This window comes from Paraburkholderia phytofirmans PsJN, assembly GCF_000020125.1.
Classification (GTDB): domain Bacteria; phylum Pseudomonadota; class Gammaproteobacteria; order Burkholderiales; family Burkholderiaceae; genus Paraburkholderia; species Paraburkholderia phytofirmans.
In genome coordinates this window covers 202,327-221,212 of record NC_010676.1, presented here as the reverse complement: position 1 = coordinate 221,212, position 18,886 = coordinate 202,327, and the positions used below count along the sequence as shown (strand labels likewise).

At 60.3% G+C, this 18,886-nt stretch carries 18 protein-coding genes; 6 read left to right on the top strand and 12 right to left on the bottom strand.

The window, feature by feature from the left end; all coding sequences use genetic code 11:
• The first annotated feature begins 1 nt into the window (after position 1).
• Both BPHYT_RS20765 and BPHYT_RS20760 read left to right on the top strand, forming a co-directional pair.
• Positions 2 to 1,186 carry a TIM barrel protein gene (locus BPHYT_RS20765; protein WP_012426074.1) on the top strand — a complete coding sequence of 395 codons (1,185 nt, stop codon included), beginning with the start codon at positions 2 to 4 and terminating at the stop codon, positions 1,184 to 1,186.
• A 41-nt stretch (positions 1,187 to 1,227) separates the two neighbouring features.
• Positions 1,228 to 2,196 (top strand): Gfo/Idh/MocA family protein, encoded by a 969-nt coding sequence (locus tag BPHYT_RS20760; RefSeq protein WP_012426073.1) that lies wholly within the window; start codon positions 1,228 to 1,230, stop codon positions 2,194 to 2,196.
• Between the two features lie 251 nt (positions 2,197 to 2,447).
• On the opposite strand, the gene BPHYT_RS20755 is transcribed toward BPHYT_RS20760, so the two are convergent.
• The 4 genes from BPHYT_RS20755 to BPHYT_RS20740 all read right to left on the bottom strand — a co-directional run bounded on the left by BPHYT_RS20755 (position 2,448) and on the right by BPHYT_RS20740 (position 7,435).
• Complete coding sequence (locus tag BPHYT_RS20755) at positions 2,448 to 3,746, bottom strand: L-fuconate dehydratase (RefSeq protein ID WP_012426072.1); 1,299 nt, start codon at positions 3,744 to 3,746, stop codon at positions 2,448 to 2,450.
• A 110-nt stretch (positions 3,747 to 3,856) separates the two neighbouring features.
• Positions 3,857 to 4,795: an ABC transporter substrate-binding protein gene (locus BPHYT_RS20750; RefSeq protein WP_012426071.1), complete on the bottom strand. Its 939-nt coding sequence runs from the start codon at positions 4,793 to 4,795 to the stop codon at positions 3,857 to 3,859.
• 85 nt (positions 4,796 to 4,880) lie between these two features.
• Positions 4,881 to 5,906, bottom strand: coding sequence for an ABC transporter permease (locus BPHYT_RS20745; RefSeq protein WP_012426070.1), 1,026 nt, complete (start codon positions 5,904 to 5,906; stop codon positions 4,881 to 4,883).
• Between the two features lie 17 nt (positions 5,907 to 5,923).
• Positions 5,924 to 7,435, bottom strand: coding sequence for a sugar ABC transporter ATP-binding protein (locus BPHYT_RS20740; protein WP_012426069.1), 1,512 nt, complete (start codon positions 7,433 to 7,435; stop codon positions 5,924 to 5,926).
• Between BPHYT_RS20740 and BPHYT_RS38730 the strand changes: the two genes are divergently transcribed.
• The gene (locus BPHYT_RS38730; RefSeq protein ID WP_167315761.1) at positions 7,434 to 7,571 is read left to right on the top strand and encodes a hypothetical protein; all 138 of its coding nucleotides are present in this window, start codon (positions 7,434 to 7,436) and stop codon (positions 7,569 to 7,571) included. The genes BPHYT_RS20740 and BPHYT_RS38730 overlap by 2 nt on opposite strands.
• A 183-nt stretch (positions 7,572 to 7,754) precedes the next feature.
• On the opposite strand, the gene BPHYT_RS20735 is transcribed toward BPHYT_RS38730, so the two are convergent.
• On the bottom strand, positions 7,755 to 7,961 hold the full coding sequence (locus BPHYT_RS20735) for a hypothetical protein (RefSeq protein WP_012426068.1): 207 nt from the start codon (positions 7,959 to 7,961) through the stop codon (positions 7,755 to 7,757).
• A gap of 235 nt (positions 7,962 to 8,196) precedes the next feature.
• Between BPHYT_RS20735 and BPHYT_RS38725 the strand changes: the two genes are divergently transcribed.
• From BPHYT_RS38725 to BPHYT_RS20725, 3 genes are all read left to right on the top strand, one after another.
• On the top strand, positions 8,197 to 8,361 hold the full coding sequence (locus tag BPHYT_RS38725; RefSeq protein WP_012426067.1) for a hypothetical protein: 165 nt from the start codon (positions 8,197 to 8,199) through the stop codon (positions 8,359 to 8,361).
• 64 nt (positions 8,362 to 8,425) lie between these two features.
• On the top strand, positions 8,426 to 9,160 hold the full coding sequence (locus BPHYT_RS20730; protein ID WP_012426066.1) for a TetR/AcrR family transcriptional regulator: 735 nt from the start codon (positions 8,426 to 8,428) through the stop codon (positions 9,158 to 9,160).
• A 108-nt stretch (positions 9,161 to 9,268) separates the two neighbouring features.
• A complete protein-coding gene (locus BPHYT_RS20725; RefSeq protein ID WP_012426065.1) occupies positions 9,269 to 10,606 on the top strand; it encodes a sensor histidine kinase in 1,338 nt (445 codons plus the stop codon).
• A gap of 18 nt (positions 10,607 to 10,624) precedes the next feature.
• Here the strand turns inward: BPHYT_RS20725 and BPHYT_RS20720 are convergent, their stop codons facing one another.
• The 7 genes from BPHYT_RS20720 to BPHYT_RS20690 all read right to left on the bottom strand — a co-directional run bounded on the left by BPHYT_RS20720 (position 10,625) and on the right by BPHYT_RS20690 (position 18,885).
• On the bottom strand, positions 10,625 to 10,885 hold the full coding sequence (locus BPHYT_RS20720) for a hypothetical protein (protein ID WP_012426064.1): 261 nt from the start codon (positions 10,883 to 10,885) through the stop codon (positions 10,625 to 10,627).
• 425 nt (positions 10,886 to 11,310) lie between these two features.
• Complete coding sequence (locus BPHYT_RS20715; RefSeq protein WP_012426063.1) at positions 11,311 to 12,945, bottom strand: M48 family metalloprotease; 1,635 nt, start codon at positions 12,943 to 12,945, stop codon at positions 11,311 to 11,313.
• Between the two features lie 74 nt (positions 12,946 to 13,019).
• On the bottom strand, positions 13,020 to 13,400 hold the full coding sequence (locus tag BPHYT_RS20710; RefSeq protein WP_012426062.1) for a hypothetical protein: 381 nt from the start codon (positions 13,398 to 13,400) through the stop codon (positions 13,020 to 13,022).
• A gap of 2 nt (positions 13,401 to 13,402) precedes the next feature.
• On the bottom strand, positions 13,403 to 15,115 hold the full coding sequence (locus tag BPHYT_RS20705; RefSeq protein ID WP_012426061.1) for a CHASE2 domain-containing protein: 1,713 nt from the start codon (positions 15,113 to 15,115) through the stop codon (positions 13,403 to 13,405).
• Positions 15,116 to 15,586: 471 nt separating this feature from the next.
• Entirely contained in the window at positions 15,587 to 16,690 is a 1,104-nt protein-coding gene (locus BPHYT_RS20700) for a nucleoside hydrolase (protein ID WP_041759081.1), read from the bottom strand.
• 122 nt (positions 16,691 to 16,812) lie between these two features.
• Positions 16,813 to 17,745: a ribokinase gene (gene rbsK, locus BPHYT_RS20695; protein ID WP_012426059.1), complete on the bottom strand. Its 933-nt coding sequence runs from the start codon at positions 17,743 to 17,745 to the stop codon at positions 16,813 to 16,815.
• A 138-nt stretch (positions 17,746 to 17,883) separates the two neighbouring features.
• Entirely contained in the window at positions 17,884 to 18,885 is a 1,002-nt protein-coding gene (locus BPHYT_RS20690; protein ID WP_012426058.1) for an ABC transporter permease, read from the bottom strand.
• Position 18,886: the final 1 nt, after the last annotated feature.

Sequence of the window (18,886 nt, the reverse complement as noted above, 5' to 3'; positions counted from 1 at the left end):
GATGAGCCGCCCAACCGGTCCTGTGCGGCACATGGTGTTCTGCCGGTTTCGCGCCGACGTCACGCCGGCGCGGCGGCTCGCGTTCTTCGAGCAGATTCGCCGGCTGACGGAAGTGCCCGGTATTGCCTTCACGAACTTTCAGTGCGGGCCCAACGTATCGCCGGAAGGCTACGGCATGAACTTCGCCGACGGCTTCATGATGGACTTCGAGAGCGGGCAGCCTGCTTCGCGTATCTCGCCCATCCGACGCATCAGGCGATCGGCGCGCGTCTGCTCGAAGCGCTCGATGGCGGCGCGCAAGGCCTGCTCGTATTCGATATCGATATGGAAACTTATGAGAAACCTGCAAGGAAGACTCGACCTGTGCTCCATCAATACCGCGACGCTGGGGCATCGCGAGCCGCTCAGCCGCACGATTGACCGCATTGCCAAAGCCGGATTCGGCGGGATTGCGCCGTGGCGTCGCGAAGTCGAGGAAGCCGATCTCGTGCAGATCGCAAGACAGATCAAGGCGCTCGATCTCACCGTGACCGGCTACTGCCGCTCGACTTACTTGCCGGCGGCGACGTCGGCGGAATTCAAGGCGAATGTCGAAGCGAACCGCGCTGCGTTGCGCGACGCGGCCATCCTCGGCGCGCGTTGTTTCGTGATGGTGGTGGGTGGGTTGCCCGAAGGCAGCCGCGATCTGGACGGCGCGCGAAACCAGGTCTCCGAGGGCATTGAAATGTTGCTGGAAACCGCTCGCGATTGCGGCGTGCCGCTTGCGCTCGAACCGCTGCATCCCGTGTACGCGGCCGACCGTGCCGTGCTCAACACCATCGCGCAGGCATTGGAGATTTGCGAGCGCGTGGATAGAGATCGCTCGGGGATGCTCGGCGTTGCCGTCGATGTCTATCATTGCTGGTGGGATCCTGCCCTGACGGCTTCAATCGAAGCAGCGGGACGCGCTGGGCGAATTCTTGCGTATCACGCATGTGACTGGCTGCGCGAAACGCGCGACGTGTTGCTCGATCGGGGCATGATGGGCGATGGCGTCATCGACCTGCCTGCCGTGCGGCAAACCATTGAAAGTGCCGGCTACGAGGGTCTGGTCGAAGTCGAAATTTTCTCCGCGCAAGACTGGTGGCTGCGCGATCCAGACGAAGTTCTGGCAATCTGCGCGGACCGCTTGCAGAACTTCTGCTAGCAGCGCAATGCGCGCATCGCATAAACCATAAAGGAACGACAATGACAGACAGAGTCCGCTGGGGCGTATTGGGCGCCGCAAAGATCGCGAACAACTTCGTGGTGCCGGCTTTGCAACGATCGCGCAATGGCCGGGTGACGATGGTAGCCAGCCGCGATCTCGCGCGCGCGCAGGCGTTCGCGACGAAGCATGACATCGCCCGCGTGTCGGCCAGCTATGAGGAAGTGATCGCAAGCCAGGATGTGGACGCGATCTATATTCCGCTACCGACGGCAAGCCACTTCGAGTGGTGCAAGAAAGCGTTGCTCGGCGGCAAGCATGTCTTGTGCGAGAAGCCGATTGCGATGAACACGGCCGAGGTGGAGGAACTGATTGCATTGCGCGATCAGACGGGCCTTGTATGCGGCGAAGCGTTCATGGTCGCGCATCATCCGCAGTGGGCCTATGTGCGCGACAGTCTTGCGCAAGGCCTGATTGGTGAACTCAAACTGGTGGAAGGCTCTTTTACTTACTTCAACGACGACCCCGGCGCGCTCAAGAACAATCTCGCGCTGGGCGGCGGCGGCGTGCGAGACATCGGCGTGTATCCGGTTGTCACCGCGCGTCTCGCGACCGGGCTCGAACCGGATCGCATTCAGAGCGAGATCGTGCTGGATCCACGTTTCGGCACCGATCGGTTCGCTCGCTGCGTCGCGGATTTTCCGGGGTTCACGCTGAGCTTCTATTGCGGCACGCAAATGGCGCGCCGCCAGCATATGATGTTTCACGGCACCAAAGGATGGCTGAGCGTCGACGCGCCTTTCAATCCGGGAAGCTATGGTCCCGCAAAGGTCCGCCATCGTCGGGATGCAACCGGTAGCGAGCACACCCAGGAATTCAGCGATGTCGACCAGTACCAGGCGATGGTAGAGGACTTCTCGAATACCGTCATTGGCGGCACAGCAGGACTTGTATTTTCTCTTGAGAGTTCACTTGCCAATCAGCGCGTCATCGATCAGATATTGCGCTGAGAGTTAGAACATCGGGGCGCCCGATCGACGGAAAGACCGCCGATCAGGCGAACCTGTCAAACGAAAGCGTAAAACAACGTACGAAGGCCAATGCGCACCGCCGTCGACGATTGCCGGTACTCACATAAGCGCAGGTCGCAAACACAGGCGCCGCTCCGCCGCCGAGAAACACCGGCGCGGCGCCTCCCGAAGCACGCAGATACGTCGCGCTCGTGTAGACGTCAGTGCGCTTGGACAACGCGTAGTCGAGCTCACCCCCTCCACGCCACCCCTTCCGGAAAGTCATATTCATCGAGCGACGCCGCATGCATCTCGATGCTGTAACCCGAACGCTGCGGCGGCATATAACGGCCATTGCGGATCACGACCGGATCGACGAAATGCTCATGCAGATGATCCACGTATTCGAGCACCCGATTCTCTAGCGACGCCGACACGCAAATATAGTCGAACAGCGAAATATGCTGGACGTACTCGCACAATCCGACACCGCCCGCATGCGGACACACCGGCACGCCGAATTTCGCCGCCATCAGCAGAACGACGATCACCTCGTTCAAACCACCCAGCCGGCAACTATCGACCTGACAGAAGTCGATGGCCTGCGCCTGCAGCAACTGCTTGAACATCACCCGGTTATGACAGTGCTCGCCGGTCGCGACGCCGATCTGCCGAAGCCGTTGACGGATAGCCGCGTGGCCGAGAATGTCGTCAGGACTCGTGGGCTCCTCGATCCACCACGGATCGAATTGCGCGAGGCGCCGCATGTTCGCGACCGCTTCGTCGACATCCCACACCTGGTTCGCGTCCATCATCAGTTTCCGGTCTTCGCCGATTTCTTCGCGCAGAATACGGGCGCGGCGCATATCCTCGTCGAGATTGCCGCCCACTTTCTGCTTGAAGTGCGTCCAGCCCTGCGCGACACCTTCACGCGCGAGCCGGCGGATTTTGTCGTCGTCGTAGCCGAGCCAGCCCGCGGATGTCGTATAGGCCGGATAGCCCTGCGCGAGCATTTCCTTTTCGCGCTCGCCCCGTGTCTTCGCATGACGATGCAACATCGCGATGGCTTCCTGCGGCGTGATCGCGTCGGTCACGTAGCGGAAGTCGAGGCAGCGCACGAGTTCTTCGGGACTCATGTCGACGAGCAACTTCCACACGGGCTTGCCTTCCGCTTTGGCCCACAGATCCCAGGCCGCGTTGACGACGGCCGCCGTCGCCAGATGAATCGCGCCTTTGTCCGGGCCGATCCAGCGCAACTGGCTATCCGACGTCAGCGCGCGCCAGAAAGCGCCCATGTTCGCGGCGATATCCTCCAGCCTTTTACCGACGATCAACGGAGCCAACGCCTCGACCGCGGCTACGCAAATCTCGTTGCCGCGTCCGATCGTGAAGGTGAGACCGTGGCCGGTGAGTGCGTCGGGCGAATCGGTTTCGAGCGTGACGTAGGCGGCGGAGTAATCCGGCGCGGCGTTCATCGCATCGGAGCCGTCCAGTGAGCGCGAGGTGGGAAACCGAATGTCGCGGACGGACAGCCTGGTGATCGTGGGCATCTAAACTCACTCCTCTGCGACAGTCATCGACTTCGGTCTCATAGCAAAGAGGGCCGTGGCATCGGCAGACGCCGCGACCCTTGCCTCTCCACACACTCAAAAGGCGTTGCTCAATCGTAGAGCACGGCTGCGATCTTCGGATCGGTCATGTTGGTCTTGTCGTACCAGTAGAAGCCCGTGTCGACTTTCTTCGGCAACTTCTCGCCCTTGAGCGCCTTCACCGCGGAGTCGACCACGCACTTGCCGATGCCAACCGGGTTCTGCGTAATCGCGCCGGCCATCAATCCCGAGTTGATATCGTCCTTCTGTTCCTTGCCCGAGTCGTAGCCGATCAGCACGAGCTTCTTGCCCGATTCCTTCACGCCGATCGCGGCGCCTTCCGCCGAGCCTTCATTCGCGCCGAAGATGCCCTTGAGATTCGGGTTAGCCTGAATCATCGTCTTGGCGATTTCCGCCGACTTCAAATGGTCGCCGCCGCCATATTGGACTGAGACGATCTTGATGTTCGGGTGCTTGGATTTCATTTCATTGAGGAAGCCGTCGCGGCGATCGATGCCGGTGCGGCTCGTCTGGTCGTGCACGATCACGCCGACTTCGCCGGCATTGCCGATTGCCTCGGCCATCTTGTCGGCAGCGAGTGCGGCTGCGGCGAGGTTATCCGTTGCGCACGTTGTCAGCGGAATATCGCTGTCCACGCCGGAGTCGAAAGCGATCACGGGTATCTTCGAGGCCTGTGCGCGCTTTAACAGTGGAATTGCCGCTTTGCTATCGAGCGCGGCGATGCCGAGTGCCTGCGGCTTCTTGGCGAGCGCGGCCGAGAGCATGTCGATCTGCTTGTCGACCATGGCTTCGGTTTCCGGTCCCTCGAAGGTAATTCTGACGTTGTGCTCCTTGGCCGACTGTTCGGCACCGGATTTGACGGCCTGCCAGAATTGATGCTGGAAGCCCTTCGAAATGAGCGGGATGTAGGTGTCCGCGTACGTTACGCTCGTCCCGCCAATGAGAGCGCCAACGCCGACCACGACACCGATTAGTTTTCTTTTCAACATGGTGTTTCTCCTCCTAAGATGGGCTATCGACTTCAGCCGTTGGGGAGCTTATGGCGCTCCATTCCTTATCCTGTTCCGCGTCGCGTCAACTTTTCTTGCGCCGCAAAATATCGCCGTAGACCGCAAGAATGATGATGAGACCGGTCACTACGATCTGCCATTCCTGCGCGACGGACATGATGCGCAGACCGTTGGTCAGCACACTCATGATGAACGCGCCAATGATCGTGCCGAGAATCGTGCCCGCGCCGCCGCTAAGCGATGTCCCGCCAATCACCACGGCCGCGATTGCTTCGAGTTCGTAACCTTGGCCTAGCGCCGGCTGCGCCGAATTCAAACGCGAGGCGATCAGTAGCCCGGCAATCCCGCAAATCGCGCCGCTCAACCCGTAAATGGCGATCTTCCACCGGTCGACATTCACACCGGACAGGCGCACTGCTTCTTCATTACTGCCGAGCGCGAAGGTATAGCGGCCGAGCGCCGTGCGATTGAGCGTGATCGAACTGACCACCGCCAGGAAAAACAGAATCAGGACCGCGTTCGGCACAGGCAAGCTCGGCAGCAGATCGCCGATCAGCGAATCCTGCGAGATCATGTAGAAGTTTTCGGTGTCGGTGAAATAAATTGGCTTGTCGGCCGAGACCACCAGCGACAGCCCTTTCAGCAGCATCATCATGCCGAGCGTGGCGATGAACGGCGGTATTTTCATTTTCGCCGTCAGCGTTCCCGAAACGGTCCCGCAAATTGCTCCCGTGCCGATCGCGGCAAGGACGCCGGTCCACATCGGCAAATGCCAGTAGGTGAGGAACACGCCGCAAATGACCGCCGTGAAGGTCATCAACGTGCCGACGGACAGATCGATACCGCCGGTGATGATTACAAACGTGCAGGCAATCGCGAGCACGCCGTTCACCGCAGTCGCCTGCAGAATCCCGAGCATGTTGTCCATCTGCATGAACGCGGGAGACGCGAAGCTGAAAAACACCAGCAGCAGGATCAGGCTCCCGAACGCAAGCAGCTTTTGCAACGCGGTCGGCGTGAAGACGCGGGCTCTCAGACCTGAGAACGTCTTTTTATTACCCAGCGCCGAAGTGTCCGATTGCGATGTCATGAAAGACCTCTCGAAGCTCACGCCACGTTTAGGGGTTCGCGCTGCGTCGCCAGTTGCATGATGCGCTCCTGGGTGGCGCCTGCCGCCGCGAGTTCGCCAGTGATGCGGCCCTCGCACATCACGACAATGCGGTCGCTCATGCGCAGGATTTCCGGCAGTTCCGACGAGATCATTACGATTGCCTTGCCCTGATCCGCGAGCGAGCGCAGCAGCTTATAGATTTCGCTTTTGGCGCCCACGTCGATGCCGCGCGTCGGCTCATCGAAGAAGAGCACGTCGCAGTCGCGCTCAAGCCATTTCGCAATGACGATCTTCTGCTGATTGCCGCCCGATAGCAGCCGCACCTCCTGCGTCGCGGAAGGCGTGCGAATGGCGAGCAGATTGATGAAATGGGCAGCAGTCTTGCGTATCTGCGTGCGGCGCAGAAAAAAGTTCAGCGACAGGAATTTGCGCAAGTTCGACATCACGATGTTCGATTCGACGCTCATACCGGTCGCGAGGCCGAAACGCTTGCGGTCTTCCGAGAGATAGCCGATGCCGCGCGCCACCGCATCGCTCGGATTCCTGATCGTCGCCTTCACGCCTTTCACGACGATCTCGCCCGACTCGATCGGATCGGCGCCGAACACCGCGCGGGCGACTTCGGTGCGGCCGGCGCCCATCAAGCCCGCAAAGCCTAGTATCTCGCCCTTGCGCAGCGCGAAACTCACATCTCTGACCAGCGGGCCGGCGTTCAGCCTGGTAACTTCGAGCGCGACCTCGCCCTGGTTGGCGATGTGCTGCGAAGGCGCGGCGTCGGTCAAGGTTCGCCCGACCATCATGCCGATAATCGCTTGCACGGTCGTGTCTTTCACCGCGACCGTCGCCACATATTCTCCGTCGCGCAACACGGTGACGCGGTCGGCAATCTGCTTGAGCTCGTCCATCTTGTGCGAGATGTAGATGATTCCGACGCCCCGCTTCTTCAGGTCGCGAATGATGCGGAACAGCTCGGCGATTTCGGCGTCGTTCAGCGCTGAGGTCGGCTCGTCCATGATCAGCACGCGCGAGTCGAACGACAAAGCTTTCGCGATCTCGACCATCTGCTGCCGCGCGACAGTGAGCGAGCTGACCAGCGCGCGCGGGTCGAGAGTCACGTGCATGCGGGCGAGAATGTCGTGCGCTTGTGCGTTGAGCTTGTCTTCGTCGAGGAACAGGCCGAGGCGTCCACGCGGCTCACGGCCGATAAACATGTTCTGCGCGATCGTCAGATGGTTCATCAGTTGGAGTTCCTGATGAATGATGCCGACGCCCACGGCCTGCGCCTCACGCGGGCTCTGGAAATCGACCGGCTGGCCTTCGTAGAGAATTTCGCCGGTATCCCGCGTGTACACGCCGGCGAGGATTTTCATCAGCGTGGACTTGCCGGCGCCGTTCTCGCCCATCAGCGCGTGGACCTCGCCCGCGACGAGTTCGAATTGGACTTCGTGAAGCGCCCTCACGCCGGGAAAGCGCTTGCTGAGCCGTTTGACGGAAATGAGCGGGGTCATGATGCGGATCGAACGACAAATCCGCGAGCGCCGCCGGCCTCATTGCGAGGAGCGGATTGAAAAAGCATGGAACGCCGCTTGGCCGGACGCCGCCGGATATCGCACTGCAAAGACGGACGGTGCAAAGCGCGGTTGAAATCGCAACGAGAAACCAGACGCATTGCTGGGCCCTCAAATCGATGTGCCACGATTTTACGACGCTGGACCTCGCCGGCTCAAGCTTAGGCATTCCCTAATATCATGAGGCGAATAGGCCGCGGGCCTGCTTCCCACTATTTGATTTGCCGCCAATTTCAGGCCGATTCGTCGGCCTTCACTATCAGAACAGTTGGGCGCCGAGTTCGCGCAGGCTGTTCCATTTCACGGTGCTGACAAACGTGCGGCCCGTGGTGTCGAGCGATTCGATCATCGCCCGTTGGCCGCGCGCTTCAGCGACGACGCGCACGATGCGCGCCTGATAGCGCAGCAGCGCACCAATCGGCGGGCACAGCGCTTCCCGGCTAATCCGCGATCGTTTCTTTTCCATACCCAATCTATATAGATGTCCAGCGAGTTGCAGGGCCGCCGACCAGCCACGGCGTCTCTGCGGGTGATGCTACCAGGTTGGCCGGCAACGGTCCAGGCCGTCCAGCGACGCACGGCCTGGCCTCACGGTGTCGCGCCCGCAGCACCGCGAAGCTTACGTTAGTCTGAAGCCGTGCTAATTCATCGCTAATTCAAGCCCGATACGATCATCGTTACGGTAACGAAGGGGACGACCCATGGTCGACGTGCTTGAATGGCTCATAGATATCTCGGTGGCGAGCGCGAATGCCGCGGCCACCGGTTCGATCTTTTTGCTGCTGGTCGGCGTGGCCGGCGAGACGCGCCGGCATGTCGTCAAACGTCGCGAGGCACCGCAGCGTAATGCGCTCGCGCGCCTTTGACTTTTCCCTGTCAGCCGGTCAATATATCTTTTCATTGTAAAAATACTGGCCGCTGCCACGAACCATGAAAGAAGCAACGTCACGCCGTAAAACGTCCGCGCCGCTTAAAACCCCAGCCCCAGCTCACACCTCAACCGACCACGCATCGCGCGAGAAACCGTATCATCACGGCGCGCTGCCCCATGCGCTGCTCGAAGCGGCGGAGGTCGTGCTACGGCGCGACGGCATTCGCGGCCTGACATTGCGCGCTATTGCACGTGAAGCCGGCGTCTCGCATACGGCGCCTCAGCATCATTTCGGCGACACAGCCGGGGTGTTGAGCGAACTTGCCGCGAGCGGACACCGGCGGCTCGCCGCGACCATGGCGGAGCAAGCGGACGGAATCGAAGCGGGCCAGGCGCGGCGCAAAGCCATCGCTCGCGGCTACGTGAGCTTCGCGGTGGCCAATCCAGATTTGCTGCACCTCATGTCGCGCAACGAAATGCTCGACGCTCAACGCCCGGCCCTCGTGCAGGCGCGGCTAGCGTCGGCGCGCGCACTGGCCGGCGTAGTGATTGCGCCCACCGACCACGCGGAGGAAGACAAGTCCTCGTTCGGCCGAATCACCGCGGCTCAGGCCACTGCCATGACAGCAGCATGGGCGTACGTTCATGGGCTTGCTTTGCTTCTGATCGACGGACGCCTGAATGCGCTGGCCGCATCCGCCGACGGTATTCGCAGCGCCGAAGATCTGGTGGAAGCCGCCATCGAGCACGTCCAGATCGTTCCTGCCTACCCCACTGGCAAAGGCCGAAAATGAACGGGCGGACTCGTATCGCGATGCCGCAACGCCCAACCTGACGTCAATGCCGCGATGACACTCAGCCTCTCGCGTTCTGGTCGCTCGCTCCTCTAGTAGCCCACATCCATGCTCAAATCGCTCCGCAACCAACTTGTTATCGCACTCGGTGCCGTGGTGAGCCTGTTCGCCATTCTGCAAGGCGTCAGTTCCTACCAGTTCTGCGTGGCCGGTATGAGCGCGGTGCTCGACCTGCGCATGGAACAGGTCGCCTCGCGTTTGCGAGTCGGCTTCGGCGAGGGCATCCCGACGGTCCCTGCGCGCGGGTCGCAAGACGCGCGCGATATCTTCATCGTTATGTGGAAAGATGGCGAGACGCAGCCGGTGCGCACTACTGAGCCGTCGCTGCTTCTGCCGCGCAATGCGGTCGAGGGCTTCTCGTCGCCGATCGTGAATGGCGAAGGCTGGCGGATCTATACGGCTCGCGACGGCGCTCAAACCGTGCAGGTCGCGCAGCGCCTGTCCGTACGTCACGAGATCGAGGAGACCGCCGCGACGAAGACGCTATGGCCGATTGTCGTGCTGATCCCGCTCGTTTGGGCCGCTGTTATCTTCGTCGTGAGTCGTTCGTTGCGGGAACTGAACCGGCTCGGCAACAAGGTTCGCGATATCGACGTGAACCATCTGCAGGCGCTGCCGCTCGCGCGCGTACCTACTGAACTGCTGCCATTCATCCGCTCAATCAATCTGATGATCGAGCGGCTAGCCCGCTCCATCGAGAGCGAACGCAAATTCATTTCCGATGCCGCGCACGAATTGCGAACGCCGCTCACGGCTCTGCAATTGCAAGCCGATAATCTGCAACGCGACGTCATGCCGAGCAACCAGGAGCGGTTTCGCGCGCTCCAAGGCGGTATCGCGCGAAGCAGCAATCTGATTTCGCAGTTGCTGCGGCTCGCGCGCGCGGACGCCCCGCCGGTGGGTCAATCGATGACACGGGCAATGATCAGCGTCGATGTCTCGGCCGCCGTCGTCAATGCCATTTCCGATGTCCTGCCGATTGCCATGCAGCGTGGCATCGATATCGGCGCGGACGAAATGGTCAGCGCCAAGGTGCGCGCAATCGAGCTCGACATCGGCACGGTGATCAAGAATCTCGTCAGCAATGCGGTTCGCTATACGCCCGACGGCGGCACAATCGATTTGTCGACCCGCGTGCATGACGGCATGGTTTCTGTCGAAGTGAAGGACACCGGTTCCGGCATCGACGAAACTCTGCTGCCCCGCGTGTTCGACCGGTTCTTTCGCGCCAATACGGACATTGAAGGCAGTGGCCTCGGACTGTCGATCGTGAAGGCGATTGTCACGCGGTACGGCGGTACGGTGACGCTGCGCAATCGCGATGACGGGCAGTCCGGCATTGTGGCGACGGTCAGTCTTCCGATCGAGCCGGACGGGGCGGGTTGATGGGTTTCATGTCCTGCTTTAGTGGCGCAAGTAAATCGACTTGAGGCCCACGTCATAGCCCGGATGCAACAACTCGACGGGACTTGCGTTCGCATGCGTGCCGCCGATGGCGATCGCCGGAGCTGTATGCGGCGACATCTGCGTTAAATCGACACCGCCCACTTCATAAGCCACCATCTCGACCTGCATCTCATCGATCGGCGTGGCAGGTTGTGCGAACGCCGCAGTCGGCAAAGCGATCAGGCCGGCGATCAGCGTGGTGCGCAAAAACTTGGTCATGGTCATTCTCCTTCAAAGTTGCAGCTTCATTCTGGGTATGGAATACGGATCGCGCTATCGCGAAGTTGCTGGCCGGGTTATTTGCGGGTCCGTTTCCAATTGAGCGGCGGTGCTTTACGAAGTACCCCGGCCAGCCACGAATACATATTGCGCGCCCAGAATTAGCGCTGAATGAGGGAGTTCGAATTACCCGTTTTGCCCTTCGGCCAGCCCTGTGCTCACTGCGTCGTGCTGCGCAGCGCTTGTTCCCACAGGCGCTATCGGACTCAAACCGGTGTCCGGAAACTGAAGAGAGCGTTTATCGACGCCGAGCACGCGCTCAGACGCCGATGAGCAAGTGACAGCTTCGGTCGATGACCAAGCCGGGTGACATATTTACCTTCCGCATGCGCCGCAACAACTCGGGCGACAGGTCACCCGAGCCATCACTTCGGCAACAGCCCCTTCGCTTGGTCGAGCATTTTGTCGACCGCCTTGCTGAAGCCCCCGGCCTGATCGTCACTCTTCTTTTGTGCGGGCGCCTGCGAAGCGGCGACGCAGGCAGCGCGCATTTCCGGATGTTCTGTCCAGCATGTGGTAGCCAACTGCTTCGCGCGGTTGATATCGCCATGCTCGCGATACCACGAGATCACGTTGGGCCAGGTCACCGACGTCCGGCCGAAGTAGTCGAACTGTTGCAACAGGAATGCTTCGCCTTGCTTAGGGTCTTTCTGCCCGATGCGGTTGGCAAGATTGGTCTGCACCGCCCATGAGCGGTCGCGTGAAGTCAGATTGCGTCGCAGCACCTGCGCCTGTGTATCCGGCGGCGCTGACCGTGACAGCGTCATCATATTCGACAACAGGAACACGGGATAAGCGTGGTCCGCCGTCGGGCCCGATGCGATCGTCGTCGCTACTTGCAGCGCCTGCGAGTAGTTGGCAGCGGCTTGCAGATCCTGCATGTCCGAGATGGACTTGTAGTGGGCCAGAATAAGCGGCGTAGAGCCGCGCTTGCGGGCGGCGTTCCATGGCTCGGTCCGCGCATCGGGCAGCTTGTCGCCAAGCATCGGGCGCACGAGTGCGGTCAGGTTGTCCTCGCGAGCGGCCGGATCGCCGTGATCGTCATGCAAAGTTTCGAGTTGCGCCGAGATCTGATCGTCGATTACCGCACGGGCATCGAAGAGACTTTCCGCGACGCTCGCCTGCGCGCCCACACGCGCGGACGTGTATTGTGAGACCGCCTCGCGCAGCTCGCCGATGCTCGTGAGCTGATTCACCGTCTGCGCTGCACCGCCGCCGACAGCCGGCGCGATCGGCTGAGTACGCGCCTGCGCCGCAGCCTGCTGTCCGGCCTTCTCCCGCCCTGCTTGCAGTTGCTTCTCGCGCAGCTTCTGACGTCGCGCTTTGGCATCCTGATCGTACGCAATGACGCGTTCGAAGAAAGCCTTGAAACCGTCCACGTAGGAATAGCCGCAACGCAAGCTGATCGTCGCGCCGAACCGGTCTGCTTGTTCTTCGACGCTGCGTTGCCAGGCAGGGAACAATACGCGTGTGCCGAGCGTCTGCACAACGGCGATATTGTCCACTCCGGTCCACGTGTTCGACGTGGGCGATTTGTTCGTTACTGTCCAGGCGAGCGACACAATGGCAAGTGAAGTATCGCCGGCCGTGCGCGCGTCGAAAATCGCGTGATGGTTAAGGTAGATATGGCCGAACTCGTGAGAGAGGATCGCAAATATCTCGTCCTCCGATTCGGCCGACTGCAACCAGCCGATCGACACGAAGATGTTGCCGCCCGCACTCGAATTCGCGTTGAGTCCGATCTCGGAGATGATATGCACTGAGCCCGGATAGTTCGGCGTGCCTGCGGTTTTCTTGATCGTCGCGAGCAGGCCGTTGAGATATGCCTCCATCTCGGGCATGGGGACGAGGCCCCAGCCGTCGGCCCGCGCATTCATCAGGTCGAGTTTGATGTCGGGCCAATCGCGCGCGGGTGGTGGCGGAATGGAGCCGACGGTGTCGAGGGTGGGTCCTTTCGGGGAGCCGCCACCGAGGTTCAGGTTCGATAGCGCGCCTGGCATTTTGACGTCCGCGCATGCGCCGAGTAGAAGGCTTGCGCATGCGCCGCAGAAGTATCGCCGTCCGGTGTGCATGATTATTGGCACCGGTTGGTGGCGGCGCCCAACGTCGCGGCTGACTGCACGCCCGCTGACTGACTGCATTGCGCCTGCGCTTTGCGAACGACCTTGACATCCAGGCCGTTCACCCAATAAGACCGGCCATTGACTGTCACAGGATAGAACTGATGTTGCGAAGGGCCTGTCGCGTGAAGAGGCAGACTCGGGGCATCCATTGCACTTTCCTTGTCGCCCGGCGAGTTATACAGCTTCACAGTCGCGCCAGGTTGCGGCGCATAGATATAAGGCTGCTCGTCGGCAGCGGCAACGTTGCCGAGGGTTACCGCGATCATCGCGAGCGACGCTGCGGCCAGCGAAGCGTGTCTGAGCCGCGGCCTGGTATCTCGAACTTTATTCACGATCAATCCTCCTTGCTGTCGGTGATCCAATTGAACAGGTGCTCGCTCCACTCGAGCCATTCGACCGCGATAGTGCAGGCTAGAACATGCGAAATCAGAAGGAACGGGACTAGCATCCAGTTGCCGAGCAGGATCATCAGGACGCCAAATGCCACGAGCACGATAAAACTGGTAACGAACAACGTGATATTGAAAGCAGCAGTCGTACCCTTCGCGGCCCACCAGTGCCAGTGGAGAGGTTTCCTCCAATGCGTGCGCTCGCGATGGAACCTGGCAAACTTCTTCCTGGCCTCTTTCTTGAGAAATACGGTGAAGAAAATCAGGCCGAAGCCAACGGCACCCAAGCTCAAAAGCCTGCCCCACCGATTTGCGGACGTGTGGAAATCAAGCTCCCAGGCTTCGACATTCTCCAGTTTGTCACCACGGCTCAAGAGATTGTCCAGAGCGACAGCATGCAGAAACACGCCGGGTATGCGGTCCTGGAGAGGAGAGAGGATCAGGTCGTTCGAATAGGCAAACGATGTGCCGATCATCACGAAGTGATTGCTGAACGCTTTCTTCAGGTCTTCGGGGCTCATCCGCTCAAGCTGGCTTGCGTGGATGGTTCGATAGTGCACGCACAGAGGCCTGCTTGAAGGACGGAAGAGCGCACGCACCTCGGCGCGCTTCAGCAGCGTCGACAGGTTGCCGCTCGACGTGCAATACATCTCCTCATCGTCGTCGCCGAGATCAGCCCGCAGGATTCGCGGCATACCGTGACGTGCCTCGCTCTCTTCGTCTGCGGATTCCTGCCAGAGCAGGCCATCCGCTGCTGTATCGAGCGGCCACGTGATCGACATGGATTTGGACTCGTTGCAAGGCACGATGAGTTTTTTTTCCGTCTCGTACACTTCGCTGAAGATTGCGAAAGCTGCACTCGCCGTGCATTGGCCTTTCGATGAATCGAGAAGCTCCGGAGCGGCCGCACTGGGAGCAACGGGGTGCGTCGTTTGGATATCGCCCGGCTCCTTACCGGCGTAGACGAGCGGATACGTCCATGCGAGCCGGTCCACCGAATGGGCCGAGAATTCAACGCCAACGCGCCGCAAAGATTTGAACGCGCTATCGCTGTCGATGGCGGCGTTCGTAACCAATGTGTTGTCTGGCTCCCGGCGTGCAGCCAGAAACACGGGTACATTGCTCGATATCAGACCAGTGACTGCCTGCCTGAAATCGCCAAAATCATCAATGTCGTTGGTGCAATAGCAAGCGTTGGCTTTCTTGAAACCGCTGAACCCGGTGGCCTTGCCGCTGCCGTTGCAATCCTTATTTCCTGGTTGGGAAAGAATCACATCGATGAACAGACCTGTCGGCCGATACTTGTTCAAATAGCCCAAGAGCCAACTATAAAAAGGGTAACGTGCCGGCCAGCCTTCGCCACGCGCCCTTAACGCCTCGCGATCGATTGCCAGCACGGTGATCTCGCGCTTATTCCACTTAACCGGATCTTTCGCGGCGGCTTTCCCGCGCTCGATGTCGAACAGATAGCCTGAAAACGGCGCGGCGTAGCGTGCCATGGTCTGAGCACCCATTTCTTCGGTAAAGCGCGTCGGCACTACGAGGGCGAGCGCGAGACCTAACAGCACGGACAAAGCTGCCCGACCGAGCAAATGCAACCACTCGATCCCTTCGACTTTTTCACCTTTCGGACCGCGTTTTTTCTTCTGCGTCGTCATCACCCGGCCCGAGGTGTCATTGGAGCGGATCAACAGAAAGGAGTCTAGAAAATCATTGACCTTCGCGTGAGCTTATTTTTCCCCGGGTAAACACGGGCCAAAACAGCAATCTGAACGTGACGGAGGCGCTTAACGTATGAACGTGGTGAGCGCGATACCGGTCCGCACAGTTTGATCTGGATGACTAATATTCTGCCATTCAGAATCAACCGTTCAGAAAAGCTCGACTCTGGAAACTTCAGACGATAGTTAGCAATTTGCCGCCATGATCATGGCGATTGATCGTGAACACTGCGAAGGAGGCACACCGCTTTTCAATTCGAACGGATTGATTCATGGAGGGAAGTCGGGAGATGGCGGATAACGACTATTTACTAGCCGCTATCCGCTCTTTGTCTGTGAAAGACCATCAGGCACATGCAATGCAACAGACGCAAAAGACCTGCCGTATGTATCAGACCGCGAACACCATCACGGCAACGTAATCGGCACAGGCCGCGTCAACAAATCCACATAAAGACTAAAAAACCGATTGTTATCAAACTGCGTAACGTAAGTGATCTTCTGCGGCGAAGCACTGGCTGCCGGCTGATCCGGATACACCGTCACACGCCCCTGATCCTCGCCACTCACCGTATCGATGTCCAGATAAGCGCTTTTCGTTTGCGTCGCATAAGTCGGATCCAGGAAATACGCGATCGTCAACGTATCAAACAAATCCGTATTACTAGCGAACGCGCCGGCATTGGCAATCCCATACGCCCTCGTTACCGCAGTCTGCTTGCTCGGATTATTGACGATCTGGTCGTACACGCTTTGAGTCAGCGGCACCGTATTTGTCACGTCGAGCGGAATCACGGCTTGCGGAATCGAAGTCTGCAACACCGTACGCACAGCGAGCGGATCGAACCACCAGTTAAGCTCGCCCACGGCGTTCGCATTGCCCGGCACCGCCATCGCGCCGCCCATGTAGACGATCCGTTTGATCAGCGGCACGATCTCCGGCGCCTTCATGATCGCCGTGGCAAGGTTGGTGGGTGGCCCGACCTCGAGAATAGTGACCTGGTTCGGATAACGCTTGATGGTCTGAATCATGAAATCCGCCGCGCCCTGCGCCTGCAGTTTCGTCGACACTGCGAACCCATCCGGCGGCGCAACGAGTTGAGACTGCTGAGTCGGCTCAGGCCGGCTCCACGCGCCGAAATAGCCGTTCGGGTTGGCCGCCTGCTGCGCGCGGATACTCGCTACATCGTATCGCAGCGGATAATCGGCGCCGCCGTACACACCCACCACATTCTGCACACCCATGCGTTCCACAGCTTTGAGCGCATCCGACTCTTCCTGCAGCAACCAGTCGTTGCCGGTGACGACGGTGAGTCCGAGCAGATTGACTTTGCCTTGACCCATTAACTGCGTAGTCATGGCGAAAAGCTGGCCGTCGTCGCCCATCGTGTTGAAGTCTGAATCGATGATGACCTTCGGCGCATTCGCGAGAGGATCGGTGGTCGATATGCTGCCGCCGCACGCAGCGAGCCCCAGCGACATCATCAGTATGCCTATGCATTGTGATTTCATGTTTCGTCCACTCGAGAGCGTGATTAAGAAGGGAACACCATCGTGAGATGGCGCCGATAAATCAACGTCAAGCCACCGAAAGTGGCAATACAGACCGCCTCATGTCACAACAGGCATCCGTGTCAGGCTGCGCTATCGACTTCCGCGCGGGTCGGTATCGAAGGCTGCGCGCCCGCGCGCGTCACGGAAATCGACGCGGCGCGTTGCGCCAAGCTGATTGCGCTTTCCAGCGGCTGCCGTGAAGCGAGTTGCGCGGCGAAGACGCCGATAAAAGTGTCGCCGGCCGCGGTCGTATCAACTGCTTGCACCTGCGGCGCGGGAAAGTGCATGCCCTCGCCGCCTTCCACCAGCAGATAGGCGCCCTGTGCGCCGAGCGTGACGATCACATTGCGCGCGCCGCCCTGTTGCAGCTCCGTCGCCGCGCGCCGCGCACCGCTTTGCGATTCGACCGGCAGGCCAGCCAGAATGGCGGCCTCGACCTCGTTCGGCACGAGGTAGTCGACCAACGGCAGCCATTCCGCCGGCAACGGCCCGGTGGCTGGCGCCGGGTTCAACACGGTGATCTTGCCGAGCCGGCGCGCGAGTGCGAGCGTCGCGTGAACGGAATCCCACGGTGTTTCCAGTTGACACACCACGACGTCGCAGGCCTTGATGGCCGCTTCATGGCGCGCCACGCTCTCCGGCGTGAGTTCGCCGTTGCTGCCGGCCACCACGACGATCGTGTTCTGCCCGTCGTCGGACACCGTCACCATGGCGACACCGGTCGGCTGACCTGGATGAACCTCAATGCCGCTGCAGTCGATCCCTTCCGCTTCCAGATCCTTGACGCGTTGCGCGCCGTTCGCGTCTTTGCCGACGCATCCAACCATCGCAACCTGTGCGCCGATGCGCGCGGCCGCGACCGCCTGGTTCCCGCCCTTGCCGCCGGCGACCTGCGAGAACTCATGTCCGCCGATCGTCTCGCCGGGGCGCGGCAAATGCGGCGCGCGCGCGACGAGATCCGTATTGATGCTTCCCACTACCAGCACGCGGCCCTGCTTCGTTTCTTTTGACACTTTAATTTTCTCCTGTCGACCAGAGTTAGTGCGTTAGCACTTACTCTGGTCCCATGCAACGCGGTCGACCAGAGTCAGCGCTTCGGCACTCACTCCAGGCCCATGCAAAGCTGCTGACCATCCACGGGATAATCCCGATTATCCAGCGCGACGCCGGCTTCGATAAGTATCCAGCACGACAGCCACCACAATCACAGCTCCCGTAATGATGCGTTTGGTCGGCTCGGTCGCGCCGATCTGCGCGAGACCCGCAGCGAGCACCGAAATGATCAACACTCCGAAGAACGTGCTCGTCACCGAACCACGTCCGCCCATCAAACTCGTTCCGCCGATCACCACCGCCGCGATCACCTGCAATTCGATACCTTGCCCGGCATTCGGGTCCGCGGCCTCGAGCCGCGAAATCTGGAACAACGAAGCGAGGCCGGCAAGTAAACCCATCATCGCGAACACGGCGATCTTGTAGGGTCGCGGATTGACGCCCGCGAGCCGCACGGCTTCCTCATTCGTGCCGATGCCGACCAGATAGCGGCCGAAAACCGTACGCGTCAACACGAACTGCGCGGCGACCATCACCACAATGGCGATGATGAACGCCGGCGAGATGCCGAACGCGACCGGGTTGGAGAGGAAATCGAAGGCATCGCCGATATAAGCGGTGCGCGAGTTGGTCAGCTGATACGCAAGACCACGCGCCGCTTCGAGCACGCCGAGCGACACGATGAACGACGGAATCCGCCACGCCACGGTGATCGCGCCCGTCACGCAGCCGGTCAGCGTCGCGCCCGCCATGCCGAGCAACGCGGCAGGCAACGCCGGCCAATGCCACTGCAAGGCCGCGACGCTTGTGAGCGCTGCGCCGAGCGCCAGCACCGAGCCGACCGACAGATCGATGCCGGCAATGATCAGCACGAACGTCATGCCGATCGACATGACGACGAGATCGGGAATCTGGTTGGCAATCGTGCTGAAGGTGTCGTAAGTGAGGAAATGCGAACTCAGCAGCGAGAACAACACGATCATCCCGAGGAGCGCACCGAGCAATCCAAGGTAGTTCGACAATCCGAGTCGCGTGCCGAGCGGCTTCGCGTTTTTGGGTGGTTCGTTCTGCAGCGTAGGCAGGCTGGTTTCCACGGTCATG

Excerpts from the sequence above, each read along its gene's own strand:
- BPHYT_RS20725 (WP_012426065.1), top strand. The coding sequence starts at position 9,269 with ATGCTCAAATCGCTCCGCAACCAACTTGTTATCGCACTCGGTGCCGTG.
- BPHYT_RS38730 (WP_167315761.1), top strand. The coding sequence starts at position 7,434 with ATGATGCGGATCGAACGACAAATCCGCGAGCGCCGCCGGCCTCATTGC.
- BPHYT_RS20720 (WP_012426064.1), bottom strand. The coding sequence starts at position 10,885 with ATGACCAAGTTTTTGCGCACCACGCTGATCGCCGGCCTGATCGCTTTG.
- BPHYT_RS38725 (WP_012426067.1), top strand. The coding sequence starts at position 8,197 with ATGGTCGACGTGCTTGAATGGCTCATAGATATCTCGGTGGCGAGCGCG.
- BPHYT_RS20760 (WP_012426073.1), top strand. The coding sequence starts at position 1,228 with ATGACAGACAGAGTCCGCTGGGGCGTATTGGGCGCCGCAAAGATCGCG.
- BPHYT_RS20730 (WP_012426066.1), top strand. The coding sequence starts at position 8,426 with ATGAAAGAAGCAACGTCACGCCGTAAAACGTCCGCGCCGCTTAAAACC.
- BPHYT_RS20705 (WP_012426061.1), bottom strand. The coding sequence starts at position 15,115 with ATGACGACGCAGAAGAAAAAACGCGGTCCGAAAGGTGAAAAAGTCGAA.
- BPHYT_RS20715 (WP_012426063.1), bottom strand. The coding sequence starts at position 12,945 with ATGCCAGGCGCGCTATCGAACCTGAACCTCGGTGGCGGCTCCCCGAAA.
- BPHYT_RS20735 (WP_012426068.1), bottom strand. The coding sequence starts at position 7,961 with ATGGAAAAGAAACGATCGCGGATTAGCCGGGAAGCGCTGTGCCCGCCG.
- BPHYT_RS20765 (WP_012426074.1), top strand. The coding sequence starts at position 2 with ATGAGCCGCCCAACCGGTCCTGTGCGGCACATGGTGTTCTGCCGGTTT.
- BPHYT_RS20740 (WP_012426069.1), bottom strand. The coding sequence starts at position 7,435 with ATGACCCCGCTCATTTCCGTCAAACGGCTCAGCAAGCGCTTTCCCGGC.
- BPHYT_RS20750 (WP_012426071.1), bottom strand. The coding sequence starts at position 4,795 with ATGTTGAAAAGAAAACTAATCGGTGTCGTGGTCGGCGTTGGCGCTCTC.
- BPHYT_RS20745 (WP_012426070.1), bottom strand. The coding sequence starts at position 5,906 with ATGACATCGCAATCGGACACTTCGGCGCTGGGTAATAAAAAGACGTTC.
- BPHYT_RS20690 (WP_012426058.1), bottom strand. The coding sequence starts at position 18,885 with ATGACCGTGGAAACCAGCCTGCCTACGCTGCAGAACGAACCACCCAAA.
- BPHYT_RS20755 (WP_012426072.1), bottom strand. The coding sequence starts at position 3,746 with ATGCCCACGATCACCAGGCTGTCCGTCCGCGACATTCGGTTTCCCACC.
- BPHYT_RS20700 (WP_041759081.1), bottom strand. The coding sequence starts at position 16,690 with ATGAAATCACAATGCATAGGCATACTGATGATGTCGCTGGGGCTCGCT.